15 protein-coding genes and 1 pseudogene are annotated in these 20,907 nt (G+C 39.1%); 14 read left to right on the forward strand and 2 right to left on the reverse strand.

The genetic code is table 11. The features are described 5' to 3' along the window. Positions 1-4: 4 nt before the first annotated feature. The 3 genes from EHW89_RS02190 to ileS all read left to right on the forward strand — a co-directional run bounded on the left by EHW89_RS02190 (position 5) and on the right by ileS (position 4,646). The gene (locus tag EHW89_RS02190) at positions 5-796 is read left to right on the forward strand and encodes a YlmH family RNA-binding protein (protein ID WP_126466549.1); all 792 of its coding nucleotides are present in this window, start codon (positions 5-7) and stop codon (positions 794-796) included. A gap of 9 nt (positions 797-805) precedes the next feature. Then, the gene (locus EHW89_RS02195) at positions 806-1,591 is read left to right on the forward strand and encodes a DivIVA domain-containing protein (RefSeq protein ID WP_003025689.1); all 786 of its coding nucleotides are present in this window, start codon (positions 806-808) and stop codon (positions 1,589-1,591) included. Between the two features lie 262 nt (positions 1,592-1,853). After that, entirely contained in the window at positions 1,854-4,646 is a 2,793-nt protein-coding gene (ileS, locus tag EHW89_RS02200) for an isoleucine--tRNA ligase (protein ID WP_126466550.1), read from the forward strand. 183 nt (positions 4,647-4,829) lie between these two features. Here ileS and EHW89_RS02205 read toward each other — a convergent pair whose 3' ends face one another. After that, the gene (locus EHW89_RS02205) at positions 4,830-5,243 is read right to left on the reverse strand and encodes a MarR family winged helix-turn-helix transcriptional regulator (RefSeq protein WP_126466551.1); all 414 of its coding nucleotides are present in this window, start codon (positions 5,241-5,243) and stop codon (positions 4,830-4,832) included. Positions 5,244-5,306: 63 nt separating this feature from the next. On the opposite strand from EHW89_RS02205, the pseudogene EHW89_RS02210 reads away from it, so the two are divergent. The 4 genes and pseudogenes from EHW89_RS02210 (at position 5,307) to EHW89_RS02225 (ending at position 10,321) form a co-directional block, all read left to right on the forward strand. Continuing rightward, positions 5,307-5,744: pseudogene (locus tag EHW89_RS02210) on the forward strand (GNAT family N-acetyltransferase). 124 nt (positions 5,745-5,868) lie between these two features. Next, the gene (locus EHW89_RS02215) at positions 5,869-6,993 is read left to right on the forward strand and encodes an AI-2E family transporter (protein ID WP_106384591.1); all 1,125 of its coding nucleotides are present in this window, start codon (positions 5,869-5,871) and stop codon (positions 6,991-6,993) included. 221 nt (positions 6,994-7,214) lie between these two features. Further along, on the forward strand, positions 7,215-8,864 hold the full coding sequence (locus tag EHW89_RS02220; RefSeq protein ID WP_126466552.1) for a phosphoenolpyruvate carboxykinase (ATP): 1,650 nt from the start codon (positions 7,215-7,217) through the stop codon (positions 8,862-8,864). A 116-nt stretch (positions 8,865-8,980) separates the two neighbouring features. Beyond that, positions 8,981-10,321 carry a hemolysin family protein gene (locus EHW89_RS02225; protein WP_049507515.1) on the forward strand — a complete coding sequence of 447 codons (1,341 nt, stop codon included), beginning with the start codon at positions 8,981-8,983 and terminating at the stop codon, positions 10,319-10,321. A gap of 152 nt (positions 10,322-10,473) precedes the next feature. On the opposite strand, the gene treR is transcribed toward EHW89_RS02225, so the two are convergent. Next, positions 10,474-11,184: a trehalose operon repressor gene (treR, locus tag EHW89_RS02230; RefSeq protein ID WP_126466553.1), complete on the reverse strand. Its 711-nt coding sequence runs from the start codon at positions 11,182-11,184 to the stop codon at positions 10,474-10,476. 178 nt (positions 11,185-11,362) lie between these two features. Between treR and treP the strand changes: the two genes are divergently transcribed. The 7 genes from treP to EHW89_RS02265 all read left to right on the forward strand — a co-directional run bounded on the left by treP (position 11,363) and on the right by EHW89_RS02265 (position 20,855). Further along, positions 11,363-13,375: a PTS system trehalose-specific EIIBC component gene (gene treP / locus EHW89_RS02235; protein WP_126466554.1), complete on the forward strand. Its 2,013-nt coding sequence runs from the start codon at positions 11,363-11,365 to the stop codon at positions 13,373-13,375. A 206-nt stretch (positions 13,376-13,581) separates the two neighbouring features. After that, positions 13,582-15,213: an alpha,alpha-phosphotrehalase gene (gene treC / locus EHW89_RS02240; protein WP_126466555.1), complete on the forward strand. Its 1,632-nt coding sequence runs from the start codon at positions 13,582-13,584 to the stop codon at positions 15,211-15,213. A gap of 160 nt (positions 15,214-15,373) precedes the next feature. Continuing rightward, positions 15,374-17,584 (forward strand): endonuclease/exonuclease/phosphatase family protein, encoded by a 2,211-nt coding sequence (locus tag EHW89_RS02245; protein ID WP_126466556.1) that lies wholly within the window; start codon positions 15,374-15,376, stop codon positions 17,582-17,584. Between the two features lie 168 nt (positions 17,585-17,752). Next, the gene (gene pflA, locus EHW89_RS02250) at positions 17,753-18,550 is read left to right on the forward strand and encodes a pyruvate formate-lyase-activating protein (protein WP_003043316.1); all 798 of its coding nucleotides are present in this window, start codon (positions 17,753-17,755) and stop codon (positions 18,548-18,550) included. Between the two features lie 143 nt (positions 18,551-18,693). Further along, positions 18,694-19,629 (forward strand): manganese-dependent inorganic pyrophosphatase, encoded by a 936-nt coding sequence (locus tag EHW89_RS02255; protein ID WP_003025664.1) that lies wholly within the window; start codon positions 18,694-18,696, stop codon positions 19,627-19,629. A 49-nt stretch (positions 19,630-19,678) separates the two neighbouring features. Continuing rightward, positions 19,679-20,191: a YiiX/YebB-like N1pC/P60 family cysteine hydrolase gene (locus tag EHW89_RS02260; RefSeq protein ID WP_006267413.1), complete on the forward strand. Its 513-nt coding sequence runs from the start codon at positions 19,679-19,681 to the stop codon at positions 20,189-20,191. Further along, positions 20,184-20,855: a DUF1803 domain-containing protein gene (locus tag EHW89_RS02265; protein WP_126466557.1), complete on the forward strand. Its 672-nt coding sequence runs from the start codon at positions 20,184-20,186 to the stop codon at positions 20,853-20,855. Before EHW89_RS02260 ends, EHW89_RS02265 begins: the two co-directional genes overlap by 8 nt. The last annotated feature ends 52 nt before the right edge of the window (positions 20,856-20,907 follow it).

Consider the following 20,907-nt stretch of genomic DNA (forward strand, 5'->3'; position numbering starts at 1 on the left):
ATTCATGAAGAATAGCAAACATTTATATCAACATTTTGCAGAAGAAGAACGTGAATTTGTTGATAAAAGTTTAGAACAGATGCAGCGAGTTGAAGATTCTTATTCTTTTGAAGTGACTTCATTTGTAAATCCACATCAAGTTGAAGTTTTGCGAAATCTTGGGAATCGCTTACAATTGCAAATATTTTCAAGTTCGGATTATTATACGAGTGAATTTGCTAAAGTCATTATTGCTCCTCTCTACTATGAGTTGCAATTAAATGATTTTGAAATGGATCTGTTAGAAATCAGCTATGCGAATAAATTTCACCACTTAACCCATTCGCAAATAATGGGAACGTTATTGAATCAATTAGGGATTGAACGTAAAGTGTTTGGTGATATTCTTGTAGCTTCAGGTAGAGCACAAATTATGGTAGATAAGAAATTCACTCAATTTTTCATCGATCATATCTCAAGGATAGCAAAGACACCTGTAAAATTGAAGCAAGTGGATTTTTCACAACAAATTATCGCTCAAACTGATTCAAAGCTAAGAGATGTGCTTGTCTCTAGTATGCGTTTGGATAAAGTGGTAGCTGCCTCATTTCATTTGTCACGAAGCATTGCCGCTCGGCTGATAGCAACAAAGCAAGTTAAGGTAAACTATTCCATGCTGGATAATCCCAGTCATCATTTGTTATTGAATGACTTAATTAGTGTACGAGGATATGGGAGAGTAAAAGTTTTAAGAGAAAATGGCTTTTCAAAAAATGGGAAGTATAAGTTAACTGTTGAATTATTGTCTAGTAAGTAAGGAGAAAATATGGCTATTACATCGTTAGAAATTAAAGATAAAGCTTTTGCTCACAAATTTAGAGGATATGATGTTGATGAAGTAGATGAATTTCTTGATATCATTGTCCAAGATTACGAAGATTTAGTTCGTGTCAATCATGAGCAAGAGTCAAAAATTAAAAATCTGGAAGAACGTTTGACCTATTTTGACGAGATGAAGGATTCCCTTAGCCAATCTGTATTGATTGCACAAGATACGGCAGAACGTGTAAAACAAGCGGCAAATGACCGTTCTGAAAACATTGTTCATAAGGCTGAGCAAGAAGCCCAACATTTGTTGGATGAGGCAAAATACAAGGCTAATGAAATTCTTCGTCAAGCGACTGATAATGCTAAGAAAGTGGCTGTTGAAACAGAAGAGTTGAAAAATAAAACGCGTGTTTTCCACCAACGTTTAAAATCAACCATTGAAAGTCAATTAAGCATTGTGAATTCTTCAGAATGGGAAGATATTCTTCGCCCAACAGCTACTTACTTGCAGACTAGTGATGAAGCCTTTAAAGAAGTTGTTCAGTCTGCTTTGGGTGAAGTCGTAACGACTCCAGAAGAAGATGAAGTGGATGTGACGCGTCAGTTCTCTCCAGAGGAAATGGAAGAATTACAAAGACGCATTGAAGAAGCAAATCGTGAATTAGCCGAAACACAAGCGTTTGAAACATTAGATGAGTCTGTCTTAGGATTAAATCTGACAAATGCTGAGACTTCAACAGATAACTCAGAAGCTACTTCAACAGAATCTGTAGATATTTTATAAGAGAATGTAAAAACAAGATGCTAACAAAATATTCGCAGCGAGCAGGTGACGGTGAGAGACCTGTAATTCCTTTTGTTAGGATTATCATTTTGCAAACTTAAATCTGAAAACAGTAAGATTTAACGCTTAACTCACGTTACGAGTAAGAGGGATAGGAATCTTATTCTTGTCTAAATGAAGGTGGTACCACGAATTTTCGTCCTTTGGATGAATTTGTGGTTTTTTTATTTTAATTTGTTACTAATATGAAAAAGGAGAACTTATGAAATTAAAAGAAACTCTTAATCTTGGAAAAACAGCTTTTCCAATGCGTGCTGGTTTGCCGAATAAAGAACCTCTTTGGCAAAAAGAGTGGGAAGATGCAAAGTTGTATCAACGTCGTCAAGAATTGAATGAAGGTAAACCACACTTTACACTTCACGATGGCCCTCCTTATGCTAATGGAAATATTCACGTTGGTCATGCCATGAATAAGATTTCAAAAGATATTATTGTGCGTTCAAAATCTATGTCTGGCTATTATGCGCCTTACATTCCAGGCTGGGATACTCATGGTCTTCCGATTGAGCAAGTTCTGGCAAAGCAAGGTGTGAAGCGAAAAGAAATGGATTTGGCAGAGTATTTAAAACTTTGTCGAGATTACGCACTCAGCCAAGTAGACAAGCAACGGAAAGATTTCAAACGCTTAGGTGTTTCTGGTGATTGGGAGCATCCGTATGTGACGTTGACTCCGGATTATGAAGCTGCTCAAATTCGCGTATTTGGAGAAATGGCGAAAAAGGGGTATATCTACCGCGGTGCGAAGCCTGTTTATTGGTCATGGTCATCTGAATCAGCTCTTGCAGAGGCAGAAATTGAGTATCATGATTTGGTTTCAACCTCTCTTTACTATGCAAATAAGGTAAAAGACGGCAAAAATGTGCTAGATACAGATACTTATATTGTAGTTTGGACGACAACACCATTTACTATTACGGCTTCTCGCGGTTTGACAGTAGGTGCTGACTTTGATTATGTTGTGGTAAAACCAGCTGGGGAAAGCCGTAAATTTGTCGTTGCTGCTGACTTGCTCAATAGCTTGTCTGAAAAATTTGGCTGGGAAGATGTGGAGGTCTTGGCAACTCATCGCGGTGCTGAACTGAACCATATCGTGACAGAGCACCCGTGGGATGAGGAAGTGGATGAATTGGTGATTCTTGGTGACCACGTTACACTAGATTCAGGTACAGGGATTGTCCATACAGCTCCTGGTTTTGGTGAGGACGACTACAATGTTGGGATTGCAAATGGCTTAGAAGTAGCCGTTACAGTTAATGAACGTGGTATCATGATGGAAAATGCTGGTTCAGATTTTGCAGGGCAATTTTATGACAAGGTAGTTCCTACAGTAATTGAAAAGTTAGGTCAACTTCTCCTTGCGCAAGAAGAAATTTCTCACTCCTACCCATTTGACTGGCGGACGAAAAAGCCAATTATTTGGCGTGCAGTACCGCAATGGTTTGCTTCAGTTTCAAAATTCCGTCAAGAAATTTTGGACGAAATTGAAAAAGTGAAGTTCCATTCGGAATGGGGCAAGGTTCGTCTTTACAATATGATTCGTGACCGTGGAGATTGGGTCATTTCACGTCAGCGGGCTTGGGGAGTGCCACTCCCAATCTTCTATGCAGAGGACGGCACAGCGATTATGACTGAGAAAACAATTGAGCATGTGGCTGAGCTCTTTGCGGAACATGGCTCTATCATTTGGTGGCAACGAGAAGCGAAAGATTTGCTGCCAGAAGGATTTACTCATCCAGGGTCACCAAATGGTACATTCACTAAAGAAACGGACATCATGGACGTGTGGTTTGATTCTGGTTCTTCTTGGAATGGTGTGGTGGTCAATCGTCCTGAATTGACTTATCCTGCTGACCTTTATCTTGAAGGGTCAGACCAGTATCGTGGTTGGTTCAACTCATCGCTTATCACATCGGTTGCCAACCATGGTGTAGCTCCTTATAAACAAATTCTTTCACAAGGGTTTGCTTTGGACGGTAAAGGCGAGAAAATGTCGAAGTCTCTTGGCAACACGATTGCTCCAAGTGATGTTGAAAAACAATTTGGTGCGGAAATCTTGCGGCTTTGGGTAACGAGTGTAGACTCCAGTAACGACGTTCGTATCTCTATGGATATTTTGAGCCAAGTTTCTGAAACTTACCGTAAGATTCGGAATACCCTCCGTTTCTTGATTGCCAATACATCTGACTTCAATCCGAAAGAAGATACTGTTGCTTATGATGACCTTCGCTCTGTTGATAAGTATATGACCGTTCGATTTAATCAACTTGTCAAGACGATTCGTGAGGCTTATGCGGACTTTGAATTTTTAGATATTTACAAAGCGATTGTAAACTTTGTGACAGTTGATTTATCAGCTTTCTATCTTGATTTTGCAAAAGATGTTGTTTACATTGAAGCAGCTAAATCATTAGAACGTCGTCAAATGCAAACCGTCTTTTATGATATTCTAGTAAACATTACAAAATTATTGACCCCTATTCTTCCACATACAGCAGAGGAAATCTGGTCTTACTTAGAACATGAGCCAGAAGAATTTGTTCAATTAGCGGAACTGCCAGATGCGTTGACTTTTCCTAATGAGGAAGAAATCTTGGATACGTGGACAGCCTTTATGAACTTCCGCAGTCAAGCGCAAAAAGCTTTGGAAGAAGCACGTAACGAAAAAGTGATTGGAAAATCCTTGGAAGCTCACTTGACTGTTTATCCAAATGAAGTCGTGAGAACGCTACTTGAAGCGGTTAATAGCGATGTTGCGCAACTTCTCATTGTTTCTAAATTAACAATCGCAGACGGGGAAGCTCCTGAAAATGCTATTGCTTTCGAGGATGTAGCCTTTACAGTTGAGCATGCAGAGGGACAAGTTTGTGAGCGTTGCCGTCGGGTAGATGAAACAGTCAAAGAACGCAGCTATCATGCAATTGTTTGTGACCACTGTGCAGAAATCGTTGAAGAACATTTTGCACAAGCAGTTGCAGAAGGATTTGAAACAAAATAATCAAAAGGGAGTGGGACAAAAATCGGTAATTTCGGAGAAATTTGATTTTGTCGTCCCACCCACTCAACCACTGCGGCTTGCAAGAAACTCATAAAAATCTGACGAGGTTAAGGACTTTTGTCCCAGCCTCGTCATTTTTTAATTCCAAAGTTGCAAATGCAACTAATGTATGTTATACTGATTTCATTGAGAATTTTCTATTTTATTGAGAATGGCTTCTAGTTGAAAGAGCTCGGAAGATGTCAGATTTTTCATAACAGACTGAATATAGATTGTTTCAAATCCAATCAATCGGTCGTAGATTTGCAAAGCCTTCGTCGTAGGGAAAAGCTCTTTAAATTTCTTATTTTGAGAGTTGACTTTCTTTGTGATAAATCCTTTTTCCTCTAGTTTTCTAAGGGAGCGACTAAGTGTTGTTTTATCAATTTTTACCATATGAGAAAGTTGAGATTGATTCAGTCCTTCATGCTCAACAATGCGGATAAGGATAAGAAAAAGATTATTATCTAGGTTGTATTGGCTGGCTTCATGATTCATATTCATCATGGCTTGGCGAGAAATTATGCCCATTTGACGAAAGAGATGACGATAGTCCATAAAAGGCTCCTTTTATAGTTGCATTTACAATTATTATATAATAAAGAAGAAGGGAAAACAAGTATGTGGTATAAAAAGACATTTGAGGAATTAACCACCTTAGAATTTTATAAATGCTTGAAATTACGCTTGGAAACATTTGTCGTAGAGCAAAATAGTGTTTATAATGATTTGGACGAGCACGATTTAGAAGCGATCCATATTTTTCATGAAAATGAAGCCGGCGAGGTAGACGCTTATGCGAGAGTATTTGAAACGGGTACTACTATTCATTTTGGACGTGTCGTAACAGCGGCTTCTACTCGCGGTTAAGGGCTTGGTCGTAAGTTGGTCCAAGCTATTATGGAGACTTGTGCTGAAAAATGGCCTGAAAAAGAGATTCACATAGAGGCGCAAGAGCAGGTGGTGGGCTTGTATGAGAAATTTGGATTTGAAGCTGTTAGTGAACCCTTCATTTTAGAATCACGAGTACATGTGAAAATGGTTTACAAATTAAAATAAATGGAAAAATAAGTTTTGATAGTGGGAAACGAAAGGAACTGTTCTTAAAATAATTTAAGCCATTTTAAGAAAAGCACTCTATTTTAGTGGAAAATATGATAGAATAGCTGATAGGAGGAACAGTATGTTTCATAAAAGTAAGTTATTTTTTTGGACAACAGAAGTCTTACTACTAACCATTATCTTTTTTATCTGGCGGCAAATGGACGGCTTGATTTCCCCTTTTGTGAGCGTTTTAAATACGGTTTTAATTCCTTTTCTAATTGCGGGGTTTTTGTACTATGTGACGAATCCTTTAGTGAAATTTTTGGAGAAAGAGCTGAAAATTAAGCGGATTTTTGGAATTTTGATTACCTTGGTTCTCTTGTTTGGGATTATTGCTCTGGGCATTATTTATCTGCTACCTATTTTGATTACGCAGTTGACAAGTTTGATTTCTTCTAGTCAAAATGTTTATGGAGAATTGCAAAATTGGATTAACCAGCTATCGCAGCACTCTCTCTTTAAAAATCTGAATATCCAGTCTATTATTAAGCAGTTAAATTTGTCTTATGTGGATATTTTGCAAAATATTTTAAATAGTGTCACCAATAGTCTGGGGAGTGTCGTTTCAGCAGTAGTGAATACATTTTTGATTCTCATCATGACGCCGATCTTTTTGGTCTATTTCTTAATTGACGGGGATAAATTACTGCCCATGTTGGAAAGAACTGTTTTGAAGCGGGATAAGCTCAACATCACGAAATTATTGACCAATCTTAATGCAACGATTGCTCGGTATATTAGTGGGATTTCGATTGATGCGTTTATTATTGGAACGTTGGCTTTCATTGGCTATAGTGTTATTGGTCTGAAATATGCTTTGATATTTGCTATTTTTTCTATGATTGCTAATCTTATTCCTTATGTGGGTCCAAGCATTGGGTTGATTCCGATGGTTATCACTTATCTGATTGCTGATCCGAAAAAAATGGTGATTGCAGTTATATATATGTTAATTGTGCAGCAAATTGACGGAAATATTCTCTATCCACGGATTGTAGGTGGCGTGATGAAGGTGCATCCAATTACCATTATGGTTCTCTTGCTTTTGTCAAGTAATATTTATGGGATTGTTGGGATGATTGTAGCGATTCCGATTTATTCTATTTTGAAAGAAATTGCAAAATTCCTAGCGAATTTATATGATAATCATCGAGCTGCACAGGAGCAAAAGAAAAATGAGGAGTACGGAATTATTAATAAATAAGAGCAGGACGCTGAATAATTTCAAAGTCTGAAAGATGAATAGACATTCAGAAGGACTATGTCTTAATGTTTTAGAATGATGAATATAGGGAAGTGGAAGCAAACTAAATGCAACAAAAATTTAGTTTGGAATTCCACTCCTTTTTTTCTAATACGTTTTATTAAAACCATAAGTGTATTTTTATGCTAAAATAGAACTAATAAGATAGAGGAGGTACACTTATGGTAACACGTCGTAAATATTCTCCGCAGGAAATAAGAAAAGATTCTTCTTATTTTTCTCCCTTGAAGGCGATAATTGAAACAGCTTTTTATGAAAATCAGGTTGTTGCAATAAAAACAGTGGAAGAAGCCTATCAATTAGCTTCTACAGCTGCTGGAACAGTTGTCCTAGATATGCCTGTGATTCATACAAAGGAATTGGGCTTGCCTTCTTATGCTCGCGTTTTATTAACGAATTCTGGAGCAGTCGTTGGTCGAACGGCTAAAGCTCGACGGATTTTTGGTAGGGACAGTGAGGAAGATGAGAAGTTGCTTTCGATAGTACGCAGTGCAATTTATCAGGCTCATCATCGAAAATTTTATAAGGCAGATGCAGTTGTAGGACTTGATGAAGCCTTCATGGTTTGTGCTCATCTTATGGTTCCTGAAGATGAAATCAACAATCTCTATTCTTGGCTTTTAAATTTCCAAATTTTGGATGAAGAGTTTAAAAATCGTTTGAGAGTTTCTAAAAAATATGATGAAAATGATATATTTGTCTTTTTTGACCCCAAATGGAAGCATCCAGATTATCCTGAAGGGTTGGTTTATTTTGATACTCAGCACAATTGTGTCATTATTTTGGGCTTAAATTACTTTGGTGAGTTGAAAAAAGCGACTTTAACTTTAGCTTGGGCAACTGCTGCTAGAAATGGATATGTAGCTTGTCACGGTGGTTTGAAAATCTTTAAACAAGAAGGGGCTGAAAAGAAAGACTATGTAGCCTCCTTCTTTGGGTTATCTGGCTCAGGAAAATCCACGCTGACACATGCAAAACATAATGGAAAATATGATATTAAGGTTTTGCATGATGATGCCTTTATTATTTCTGTCAAAGATGGGTCTTCCATTGCTTTGGAACCGTCCTATTTTGATAAAACAAATGACTATCCCATTGGGCATAGGGAGCAGGACTTTTTTGTAACAGTTCAGAATTGTGGTGTGACACTGGATGACAATGGATTAAAAAAATTAGTGACAGAGGACATTCGAAATGGAAATGGTCGGACAGTCAAGTCTCGCTTTGCAACACCAAATCGGGTCGATCGAATTGATGAGCCGATTCAAGCCATTTTCTGGATTATGAAAGATGATTCTCTCCCACCGTTAGTCAAAATCAACGATCCGCTGATGGCTTCTACGATGGGCTGTACTTTGATGACCAAGCGTTCCAATGCTGAAAATGTGATTGGCAAGCATGATGATTTGGTGATTGAACCTTATGCCAATCCATTTAGAGTGTATCCCTTGGTGGAAGATTATCGGAAATTCCGTAGTCTCTTTGAATCTGGTGTTGACTGCTATATCATCAATACTGGATTTTATATGGGCAGGGGAATTTCAAAAGAGGTCAGTCTGAGTATTATTGAAAAAATTGTTGATGAAGAAGCAGATTTTAAACCATTTGGACCGTTGGAAGGATTCGAATACATGGAATGTGAAGGGTATCCGATTCCGAATTTTGATGCTCGCTACAAACAATTACTTAGAGAAAGAATGCAAGTACGGCTGAACTTCTTGCTTGCCTTTAATCAAAAATACCCTAAAACGGCACTTCCTGTTGATGCAATTTCACGCTTGGAAACAGTTCTGCAAAATTTAGAAGCCTAAACAATCGATTTTCTTCTTTGCAATCTTCCTTCAAACTTTCTTTTTAACACTCCCTGTGCAAGAAGTCAAAAAGTATGCTATAATTAAGATTACTTATATATGAGGAGAGAACATTCATGGAAGACCCTAGCAGTCAGACCTTGTTACTGCAAGCTTTACTATTACTAGTCTTAACACTTTTAAATGCCTTTTTTTCAGCAGCAGAGATGGCGATGGTATCTTTAAATCGCGCTCGTGTAGAGCAAAAAGCTGAAGAAGGCGATGCAAAATACATTCGTTTGTTAAAAGTCTTGGAAAAACCTAATCACTTTTTATCCACCATTCAAGTTGGAATTACTTTGATTACAATTTTGTCAGGAGCTAGTTTGGCTAATACACTCGGTCGGGAAATTGCTTCTTGGATGGGAAATTCTGAGACCGCAAGAGCTATTGCAAGCTTCTTATCTGTTGCTATTTTGACTTATATTTCGATTGTTTTTGGTGAATTGTATCCAAAGAGAATCGCTCTGAACCTCAAAGATTCCCTAGCGGTTCGTACAGCGCCAGTTATCATCTTTTTGGGAAAAATTGTCAGTCCCTTTGTTTGGCTTTTATCAGCCTCTACCAATCTGCTCAGTCGAATCACTCCCATGACTTTTGATGATGCAGATGAGAAAATGACACGTGATGAGATTGAGTATATGCTGACCAATAGTGAAGAAACATTGGATGCAGATGAAATTGAAATGCTGCAGGGGATTTTTTCACTAGATGAGATGGTGGCGCGTGAGGTAATGGTGCCGCGTACCGATGCGTTTATGGTGGACATCAATGATGATACCAAGGAAATTATCGAAAGTATTTTGAGGCAGAATTTCTCACGAATCCCAGTCTATGATGATGACAAGGATAATGTTATTGGACTTATTCACACCAAACGTCTGTTAAATGAGGCGTTTACTAATGGTTTTGATAATATTGTACTACGAAAAATTTTGCAGGAACCGCTCTTTGTGCCAGAAACGATTTTCGTGGATGATTTGCTGACAGAGTTGCGGAATACGCAAAATCAAATGGCGATATTGTTAGATGAATATGGTGGTATGTCTGGTCTGGTAACGTTGGAAGACCTACTGGAAGAAATTGTCGGTGAGATAGATGATGAAACAGATAAGGCTGAAGTAGAGGTGTATCAGGTTTCTGACCATATTTATTTCGTCCTTGGAACCATGAGTTTGAATGACTTTAACGAGTATTTTGAAGTTGAACTGGAAAGTGATGACGTTGATACCATTGCGGGTTATTATTTGACGGGCGTAGGTTCGATACCCGACGTGAAAGAGCGTTTGAGTTATGAAGTGGAAAGTCAGGGCAAAAAGCTCATTTTAACCAATGATAAGGTAAAAAATGGACGTGTGACAAAGCTCAAAGTAGAAGTTTCTGAAATAGTAGAAGAAGAGGAAGAAGTTGAGAAATAGTCTCAGCTTCTTTCGTTTTTCAAAAATTGATAAGTTTACTTTACTTTTTATAAATATGTGAATGACATTAAAAATAAAGGAAGCAGATTGATGACAACGACATTCTTCCTTTATTTTTAATATTGAAGAGTGAATTTTGTGAAGGGTCATGATCATTTTTGCCGTTTGGAAAAGTCAACGAAACGGAATTTTTCGAGTTTATGACGACTATCTGTAAACTGAAATTGCTGTCCGTCTGCAAGATAAACTTTGGATTTGACAGAGACGACATGGTGGTCATTTCCAATGTTCATCAATATTTTATCGCGATTGGTGGCTGGATCAATTGTGATTTCTTTTTGGGCGTAAGAAATGTGCAGTCCCAGTTCATCTTCTAAATAAGCATAAATTGAATGCTCTGCAATTTCACGGCTAATAGAAGGGACAAAACTCTTATCAAGGTAATCAATATCCAAGACGGAGGCAATCCCGTCAACGACCCTTTGGCGAATAATCCGCCACATCAGACGGTATTCAGGAAAACCAGTAAGACTGGATAATTTTTTATCAACTGTAATTTTTTCTAACTGTATGACATTGGTTTTAGAATTCATTCCATGTTGCCGGACAAGTTCTTGGTAACTAGTTAGGTTGGAAACGGGAAAGTCAATCTGTTCTTGTTGGATGACTTTAGAGCCTTGACCTCTCATTTTTTGAATGAGACCAGCTTTTTGAAGCAAATCAAGCGATTTACGAATCGTGTCACGGCTGACCTTGTAGGCCTGGACAAGTTCGTGTTCGCTAGGAAGATAATCATTCATCTGATATTTCTCGTTTAGAATATCTTGTTCTAAGAGTTTAAAAATTTGTTCATATTTTTTCATGATATCCTCACTTGTTTTCTTTTTAGCATACAACTAAATAAATTTTACCAAAAAAGAGCCTTTTTTACTACAAACATCTTGCAGACATCTTTGGTATCGTTTACAATAAATGTATCAATCAATTGTACAATGATGAAAAAAGAAGGAGAGTGTTAGGTTAAGCCTAGCCAAACAGAAAATGGGAAAATTTGAAAAAGACGCCAAGACCCTATTAGAGGCTATCGGCGGCAAGGAAAATGTCTCAGCTGTCAGCCATTGTGCAACTCGGATGCGCTTTGTATTGGCAGATGAAAAGAAGGCAGACGTAAAAGCAATTGAAGCCATTCCAGCTGTAAAGGGAACTTTTACAAATGCAGGGCAGTTTCAAGTCATTATCGGAAATGATGTGCCGATTTTCTACAATGATTTTACAGCTGTTTCAGGGATTGAAGGAGTATCAAAAGAAGCAGCTAAAGCCGCTGCCAAAAGCAATCAGAATCCAGTACAACGTGTCATGACAATGCTGGCGGAAATTTTCACTCCAATTATTCCAGCCATTATCGTTGGGGGGCTGATTCTCGGTTTCCGCAATATTCTGGAAGGTGTACAGATTCAGGCACTCGGTCAAAAAATGGTTGACGGTGTTGCTCAGTTTGCTAAAGACGGTACTCCGATTTACAATACGATTGTGGATGTATCACAGTTCTGGAGCGGAGTAAACTCATTCTTGTGGCTGCCGGGTGAAGCGATTTTCCACTTCTTGCCAGTTGGTATTGTCTGGTCTGTTTCTCGTAAAATGGGAACCAGCCAAATCCTCGGTATCGTTTTGGGAATCTGTCTGGTGTCTCCTCAGTTACTTAACGCTTATGCAGTAGCTGGTACGCCAGCTTCAGAAATTGCTAAAAACTGGGTATGGGATTTTGGTTTCTTCACAGTTAGAAAAATTGGATACCAAGCACAAGTTATTCCAGCTCTGCTTGCAGGATTGTCGCTATCTTATCTTGAAATCTTCTGGCGCAAACGCATTCCAGAAGTTGTGTCCATGATTTTTGTGCCATTCTTATCCTTGATTCCAGCTTTGATTCTAGCGCATACAGTCCTTGGTCCAATTGGTTGGACACTTGGACAATGGCTGTCAACAGCGGTGCTTGCTGGTCTGACTGGCCCTGTTAAATGGCTCTTTGGTGCGATATTTGGTGCCCTCTATGCTCCGTTTGTTATCACTGGTCTGCACCACATGACCAATGCCATTGATACACAGCTGGTTGCAGATACAGGCGGTACGGCGCTATGGCCAATGATTGCCTTGTCCAATATCGCTCAAGGTTCAGCTGTATTTGCTTACTATCTGATGAACCGTCATAATGAACGTGAAGCACAGATTTCTCTGCCAGCAACGATTTCTGCTTATCTAGGTGTTACAGAACCAGCCCTTTTCGGGGTCAACGTGAAGTACGTCTACCCATTTGTGGCAGGGATGATTGGTTCTTCTATCGCAGGTCTCTTATCCGTAACCTTTAACGTAACAGCCAATGTTATCGGAATCGGTGGAATTCCAGGTATCTTATCTATCCAAGCTAAATACATGCTTCCATTCTTCCTTATTATGTTAGTAGCTATTGCAGTACCGATGATTTTGACTTTCTTCTTCCGCAAGACAGGCATGTTTACAAAGACAGAAGATGAAAGTGTCAAATCACCGCAAATTGAAGCCATTGACGAAGCAAAAGAAGCCGCTCCAAAAGTAGATTTTGCAGAAATTGCTAGCCCACTTGCTGGAGAAGTCAAAGAATTAAGCCAAGCAACTGACCCTGTCTTTGCTCAAGGCGTGATGGGACAAGGAGTTGTCATTCTTCCAAGTGAGGGAGAACTGGTGGCCCCTGTGAACGGGACGGTATCAGTGCTTTTCCCAACCAATCATGCTGTTGGAATCGTGTCAGATGAAGGTGTCGAATTGCTCATGCATATCGGTATGGACACTGTTAATCTCGACGGAAAAGGTTTTGAAGCTCATGTGGCTCAAGGAGACAGAGTGAGCGTAGGTCAGAAACTGGTTAGTTTTGATATAGCAGCTATTCAGGAAGCTGGCTTAGTGACTGAAACACCTGTGATTATCACAAATCAAGAGCAATTTCAGGCTGATGAACAGGGAACATTACCGCGAACTGTTAGACGTGGAGATAAGCTGATGACAGCTACTCGAATCGGATAAAATGTTTGATACGAGCTATGATGAGCAGGATTTTATCTAACGAATAGACAAATTTATCTCAGTAATCCATTTGCCTCACTGCTGGAAATCCAAGCAGCAATCTCTTAACGAGAGGCACAAAGGCTCGTAGCAAAGAATAAAAGTAACGATAAAGGGGAGGAGCGCAAGCCCCGCCTCTTTCTTTTAAAAATAGAAAAGGAAGACAAATGGCATTAGATAAGACAAAAGTCGTCTATCAAATTTATCCAAAATCATTTAAAGACACGGCCGGCAATGGGATAGGAGATTTTCAAGGTATTATTGAGAAAATTCCTTACCTCAAAGAATTAGGAGTGGATATGGTCTGGCTCAATCCTTTCTATCCCAGCCCGCAGCGTGATAATGGTTATGATATTTCAGATTACACAGCTGTCAACCCTCTTTTTGGAACGATGTCTGACTTTGAAGAGATGGTACAAGTTGGAAGAGAGCACGGCATTGATTTCATGCTGGACATGGTCTTAAATCACTGCTCAACTGAGCATGAATGGTTTCAAAAAGCTTTAGCTGGTGATCCGTACTACCAAGATTTTTTCTTTCTGCGCGATGAGCCAACAGACTGGCTGTCTAAGTTTGGTGGCAGCGCCTGGGCGCCTTTTGGAACAACGGGCAAGTACTACCTGCATCTCTTTGATGTGACGCAAGCTGATCTCAACTGGCGCAATCCTCATGTCCGTGAAGAACTTTTCAAAGTTGTCAATTTTTGGCGGGACAAGGGTATCAAAGGTTTTCGCTTTGATGTCATCAATCTGATTGGAAAAGATGAGGTGTTGGAAAACTGTCCGGAAAATGATGGTAAGCCTGCCTATACGGACAAGCCCATTGTACACGACTACCTGCACATGCTGAATGAAGCGACTTTCGGACAGGCTGCCTCATTTATAACGGTCGGGGAGATGAGTGCGACTACTATTGAAAACTGCATTCTCTATACAGATCCGGCACGTCATGAATTGTCTATGGCCTTCAATTTCCATCATTTGAAGGTGGATTATGAAAATGGTCAAAAATGGAGCTTGAAAAAATTTGATTTTGAGGAGCTCAAGCGTCTTTTCCATACATGGGGCAAGGAAATGAGTGACCATGACGGCTGGAGTGCTCTATTTTGGAACAACCATGACCAGCCACGTGCCTTAAATCGTTTTGTTGATGTTCAGCATTTCCGTAATGAAGGAGCAACCATGCTTTCGGCCAGTATTCATCTGTCTCGCGGCACGCCGTATATCTATATGGGAGAAGAAATTGGCATGGTGGATCCGGACTATGACTCTATGGCAGATTATGTGGATGTAGAGTCTATCAATGCCTATCAGATGCTGCTGGAGCAAGGCAAAACACCAGAAGAAGCTTTTGCAATTATTCAGGCCAAATCTCGTGATAATTCTCGCACTCCTATGCAGTGGGATGATTCAGCGAATGCTGGCTTTACGACAGGCATCCCTTGGCTCAAAGCTGGGAAATCTTATCCTGAAATCAATGTTGAAAATGAGATGCAGGGCCCGATTTTCACTTTCTATCAAAAACTGATTGCTCTTCGCAAGGAGCTTCCTATCATTGCCGAAGGCAGCTATCGACCAGTTTATGAAGACAGTCAGCAAGTTTATGCTTTCGAGCGTCAATTGGGGGCCGAAAAACTTCTGGTACTCAATAACTTCTATCCAGATCCGATTACGATAGATATTTTACCAGAGTATCAAAATGGCGAAGTGCTCCTTTCTAATTATGAAGAAGCTCAAACAGCAGCAGTTGTAACCTTAAGACCTTATGAAAGTTTGGCAATTATTGTAAATAAACACTAAATGTAGCAATAAATCCTAAAATCGACTGAATTGTTCAGCCGATTTTTTTAAAATTGAAGAGAAAGCGTTTGCATTATCCTTCTGTTTTATTTATAATAATTACGGTAGAAATACATCTCAAGGAAATTTGATTTCTAAATTATGATGTAAAGGAGAATATATGAAAAAAACTTCAAAACAATTGCCTGTATTGTTTGCGACAGCTATTTTGTTAGCTAGTAGCGTTCTAAGTCCTGTTGTTCAAGCAAATGAGGCGAGCTCTTCAAGTTCAGAAACTTCTGTAACAATGACTTCAGAGTCTAGTTCTGTTGCTTCGACAACACAGTCGCAATCATCAGAAACAACTTCTGAAAGTTCAGCAAGCAGTACGAGTAGTACGAATGAGCCAAGTAGCACAAGCGAAGAAACACCTAAGACAGAAGCTTCAAGCAGTGAAGCAAGAGCCGCTGTTTCGGAATTTACCGAGGTAGCTAATATTGGTCAAATTCAAGGCGAAGCACATGAATCGCCTTATAATGGGAAAAAGGTGCGCGTGTCAAGTGTAGTTGTCACTAAAACGGATCGATATGGCTTTTATGCACAAGACATCAAAGCTGACGGGAACACAAAGACTTCAGACGCTATCTATGTAGTTTCAAAGGAAAAAGTAGCTGTTGGAGACCGATTGACGATTGAAGGTGAAGTTAAAGAAGGCTACATGGAGTCGCTCAGCGTCCGTCCGGGGCAACAATTTAAAAAACCAGCTGATAGTTTGACTGTCACGCAATTGATAGCTTCAAAGGTAACAAAAGACGGAACAGCAGCATTGCCAGCTCCTGTCAATATTTCAGAGCGTATGCCAAAAGATATCGTAGACAATACTCCGACTGTCTATGATCCAGAGCATGATGCCTTGGACTATTGGGAAAGTCTTGAAGGCATGTTGACAACAGTTAAAAAACCTCATGTGCTTGGACCACAATATCGCGGGGATATCTACCTGTTGCCTGCTGGCTATCAAGAATTACCGTTAAATAATATCGGTGGCGTCAATTTACGTCCGAATGTGCAAAATACGGCAACCATTCCAGTTTATGTGGGAAATAAGTTTGTTGCCAAAGCCAAAGATTACTTTAATGAAGATGTTGTTGGAGTCGTGAGTTATCGCAGTAAAGTCTTTAAGTTGGAGCCAACCCAATTGCCAGCTTTGCAAGACGGTGGTTTGCAAAGAGAGGTTTCTAAAATTTACCCAAGTGAAGATAAATTGACGATTGCTTCTTACAATATTGAAAACTTCTCGGCGAACAATGCAGCGGGGGAAACACCTGACGCAAAAGTGGAGAAAATTGCTAAATCTTTTATCAACGAAATTCACAGTCCAGATATTATTACCCTTATAGAAGTTCAAGACAATAATGGAAGCGTTAATGATGGTACTGTCAGCGGTGTGCAAAGCGGTGAAAAACTGGCTGCTAAAATTAAACAATTAGGTGGCAAAGAGTATAAGTATGTCGAAGTAGCTCCTGTTGATGGTGCAGACGGAGGAAAGCCCGGATCCAATATTCGTGTGGCTTTCTTGTACAATCCTCAACGAGTGAAGATAGTAGAACGTGAAGCAGGAAGTAGCACAGAAGCGGCTGCTTTCAAAGACGGTCATTTGGTGAAAAATCCTGCAAGGATCGATCCAACCAATCCAGCCTTTACGAAAGTTCGAAAATCTTTAGCAGCAGAGTTTGAATTTAAGGGCGAGCATATTGTCATGATTGCCAATCATTTAAAATCCAAACTCGGTGATGATGCAGTATATGGTTCTAAACAACCAGCAGTGCAAAATACATTAGCACAGCGGATTGAGCAAGGGAAGCTGTTGAACGCTTTTGTCAAAGAAGGTTTGAGACAAAATCCAAATTTGAAGTTTGTCTTAACTGGTGACTTTAATGACTTTGAATTTTCAGAAACTGCCAAAGCAGTGGCTGGTAATGAATTAGTCAATATGATGCTGAATCACGACGCAGCAGACCGCTATTCTTATTTTTACCGTGGTAGCAATCAAAGTTTAGACAATATCTTTGTTTCAAAAAATATTGCTGATAAAACAGTGTTCTCACCAGTTCACATTAATGCTTCTTTCATGGAAGAACACGGTCGGGCATCAGACCATGATCCCGTCATTGCACAGCTTGACTTTAGTCAGAAGAAAGATGACACGACGCCGACTCAACCAACTGAGCCAAAATCTTCTGATGACAGCACAACTCCACCAAATAGAGATGATAAACCAACTAAAAAGAGAATTTTACCATCTACAGGAACAACAGGTGCTGAAGTAGCTGTTGTAGGGATTGTCATCCTAAGTGCAACCCTCCTTTGGCGAAAGAAAGTGGCGGATTAAAAGGAATAGATGATAAACGAGAGAGTTTTAGACTTCTCTCGTTTTTTGAAAAACATTGAAAATGAAACTGAAAAACAGATTATTTTCTAAAAAATAGACAAATTGTCCCTCTATCTAGAAAAGAAGTGTTATAATAGTATTATAAAACGTTTTCAAGAGGATAAGACGATGGAAAAAGAAGTCATTGATTATGGAAAAGTAACAGGTATGGTCCATTCGACTGAAAGTTTTGGAGCTGTTGATGGGCCTGGTATCCGTTTCATTGTCTTTTTGCAGGGTTGTAAAATGCGTTGCCAATATTGCCACAATCCAGATACATGGGCAATGGAAACCAATAATTCAAGAGAGCGAACGGTTGAAGACGTTTTGCAAGAAGCGCTTCGTTATCGTGGCTTTTGGGGTAAAAAAGGTGGGATTACAGTAAGTGGTGGTGAAGCTCTTTTGCAGATTAATTTTGTGACTGCACTTTTTACCAAAGCTAAAGAATTGGGAATTCATTGCACTTTAGATACTTGTGCGATGCCGTTCCGCAATACACCAGAGTATCTCAAAGTTTTTGATCGCCTGCTTGAAGTGACAGATTTAGTGTTGCTGGATATTAAGGAAATCAATGATGCCCAGCATAAATTCGTAACAGGGCATACCAATAAAAATATTTTGGAATGTGCAAAATATCTGTCTGATAAAGGTGTTCCAATGTGGATTCGCCATGTTTTGGTTCCAACGTTGACAGACCGTGATGACGACTTAAAAGAATTAGGTGAGTTTGTCAAAACGTTAAAAACAGTTGATAAATTTGAAGTGTTACCTTATCATACAATGGGAGAATTTAAATGGCGTGAATTAGGAATTCCTTATCCATTAGAAGGTATTAAACCACCAACTGCTGACCGAGTAAAAAATGCCAAAGAACTCATGAAAACCGAATCTTATACCGAGTATATGAACCGCGTACATAATAGTTAATAAAAGCAGGAAGTGAGATTTTGATCAGCACTCAAAAAGTTAGATAGAAAAACTGACGATTAAGTGCTTTTCTATTCCTCTCTTTGTGAAAATCTTAAAATTGTGCTAAAATAAAGTATATAAAAAGTTTACGAGGTACGATCATGTCTAAAATTTTAGTTTTCGGTCATCAAAATCCAGATTCAGATGCGATTGGCTCAGCTGTGGCCTTTGCTTATCTTGCGCGTGAAGCTTATGGCTTGGATACAGAAGCAGTGGCTCTTGGGACTCCAAATGAAGAAACAGCGTTTGTCTTGGATACTTTTGGTGTAAAAGCACCGCGTGTGGTGACATCTGCCAAAGCAGAAGGAGTTGAGCAAGTCATTTTAACAGACCATAATGAATTTCAACAATCTATTTCTGACATTGCAGAAGTAGAAGTGTATGGCGTTGTGGATCATCACCGTGTAGCGAATTTTGAAACAGCCAGCCCACTTTATATGCGTTTGGAGCCTGTTGGTTCAGCTTCTTCTATCGTTTATCGTATGTTTAAAGAATCTGGTGTAGCTGTACCAAAAGAACTTGCAGGCTTGATGCTCTCAGGTTTGATTTCAGACACGCTTCTTCTGAAATCACCAACCACTCATCCGAGTGATAAAGTGATTGCACCTGAGTTGGCAGAGCTTGCAGGAGTTGATTTGGAAAAATACGGTTTGGCTATGCTTAAAGCTGGAACGAACTTAGCAAGCAAATCTGCCGAAGAATTGATTGATATTGATGCTAAAACATTTGAATTAAACGGAAATCAAGTTCGTGTGGCACAGGTCAACACAGTTGATATTGCAGAAGTTTTAGAACGCCAAGCAGAACTGGAAGCAGCTATTGAAAAAACAAACGCAGCCAATGGTTATTCTGACTTTGTTTTAATGATTACTGACATTGTTAATTCAAACTCGGAAATCCTGGCAATCGGTCGCAATATGGACAAGGTAGAAGCAGCTTTCAACTTTGTTCTTGAAAACAACCACGCTTTCCTTGCTGGAGCTGTTTCTCGTAAGAAACAAGTCGTTCCGCAATTAACAGAAAGTTTTAATGCTTAAGAATAGAACAAAAAGGGAGTTTCGGCTCCTTTTTTGATACAATAGTTCTATGAAAACTCAAGATTTACAAAACGGGGATTTGCTTTTTGTGTCTAGTCAATCTGATATGGCAGAAGCTATTCAGCAATCAACTGGGCGGTATAACCATGTGGCAATCTTTTTTGACGGCTGGATGTACCATGCGACAAGTGAGCAAGGGGTCATAAAGCAGCCGATAGAAGAGTTTTTACAGGTTGATGAATGCTATGCCGTTTATGCTTTTCCTGACATAGATGCGAAAGCTGTCTGGGAAAGAGCGGAGCAGCATCTTTACAAGCCTTATAATAATAGCTTTTATCCAAATACGACAGGTTTTTACTGTTCTGAATATATTGCGGAAATCCTCCCCATTTTTGAAACTATTGCTATGCAGTTCGGTGATGAAGATGAGGAAGTTGCTCCTTTTTGGCAGCAGTATTACAAGGAATTGGGGCTAGCTGTTCCTCTTCATCAGCCGGGAACCAATCCTAGCCAATTGGCTCAATCCGAAAAATTAGTTTACAAAGGAAGATTAGATGATTAAAGTAATCAATCCCAGTCGTTTGACACGTCAGCCCTTTTTTCATGAATTGATAAATTACTTAGATCAACATGACGATGTTACTTTGCGAGAGATAAAGCGTGAGTTTGCAAATTTTCCCAATATTGATCGCTCTATAGAGGATTATATCAAGGCAGGCTATGTGCTTCGGAAAAATAAACGCTATCATCAAAGCGTTCCTCTGTTGGAAAATGTGACGGCTTTGTCTTTGGATCAGGAAGTCTTTGTGCGAGATGACAGTCCTCTTTATCAAGAATTGCTGAATATGCGTTTTGAGACGCATTTAACCAATCAAACAAACCAAGCTATTTTAGTAGAAAAAACGGATTTTCTCAGAGAGCAGTTGACGCTTTCCAATTATTTTTACAGGCTGAAACAACAATATCCATTGATCAATCAGCAACAAAAACTCTATGATTTGGTAGGAGATGTAAATCCTGAGTATGCTTTAAAATATATGACGACCTTCCTCTTAAAATATGGTCGAAAAACTGAGCTGATGCAGAAACGGCGTGATATTTTTGTAGATGCTCTAGTGATTTTAGGTTATATTGCGCCTAACGAAGCAGGGAAATATGAATTAAAATTGGATTTTGATAAGGAAACATTGACCTTTCGTGTAAAGGAAGCATTAGATAAATTATAGAATAATAAAATTTTAAGATTTTTTTGATAAATTTATAGGTATAAGAGTTAAA

It is taken from the genome of Streptococcus periodonticum, from assembly GCF_003963555.1.
Classification (GTDB): Bacteria; Bacillota; Bacilli; order Lactobacillales; family Streptococcaceae; genus Streptococcus; species Streptococcus anginosus.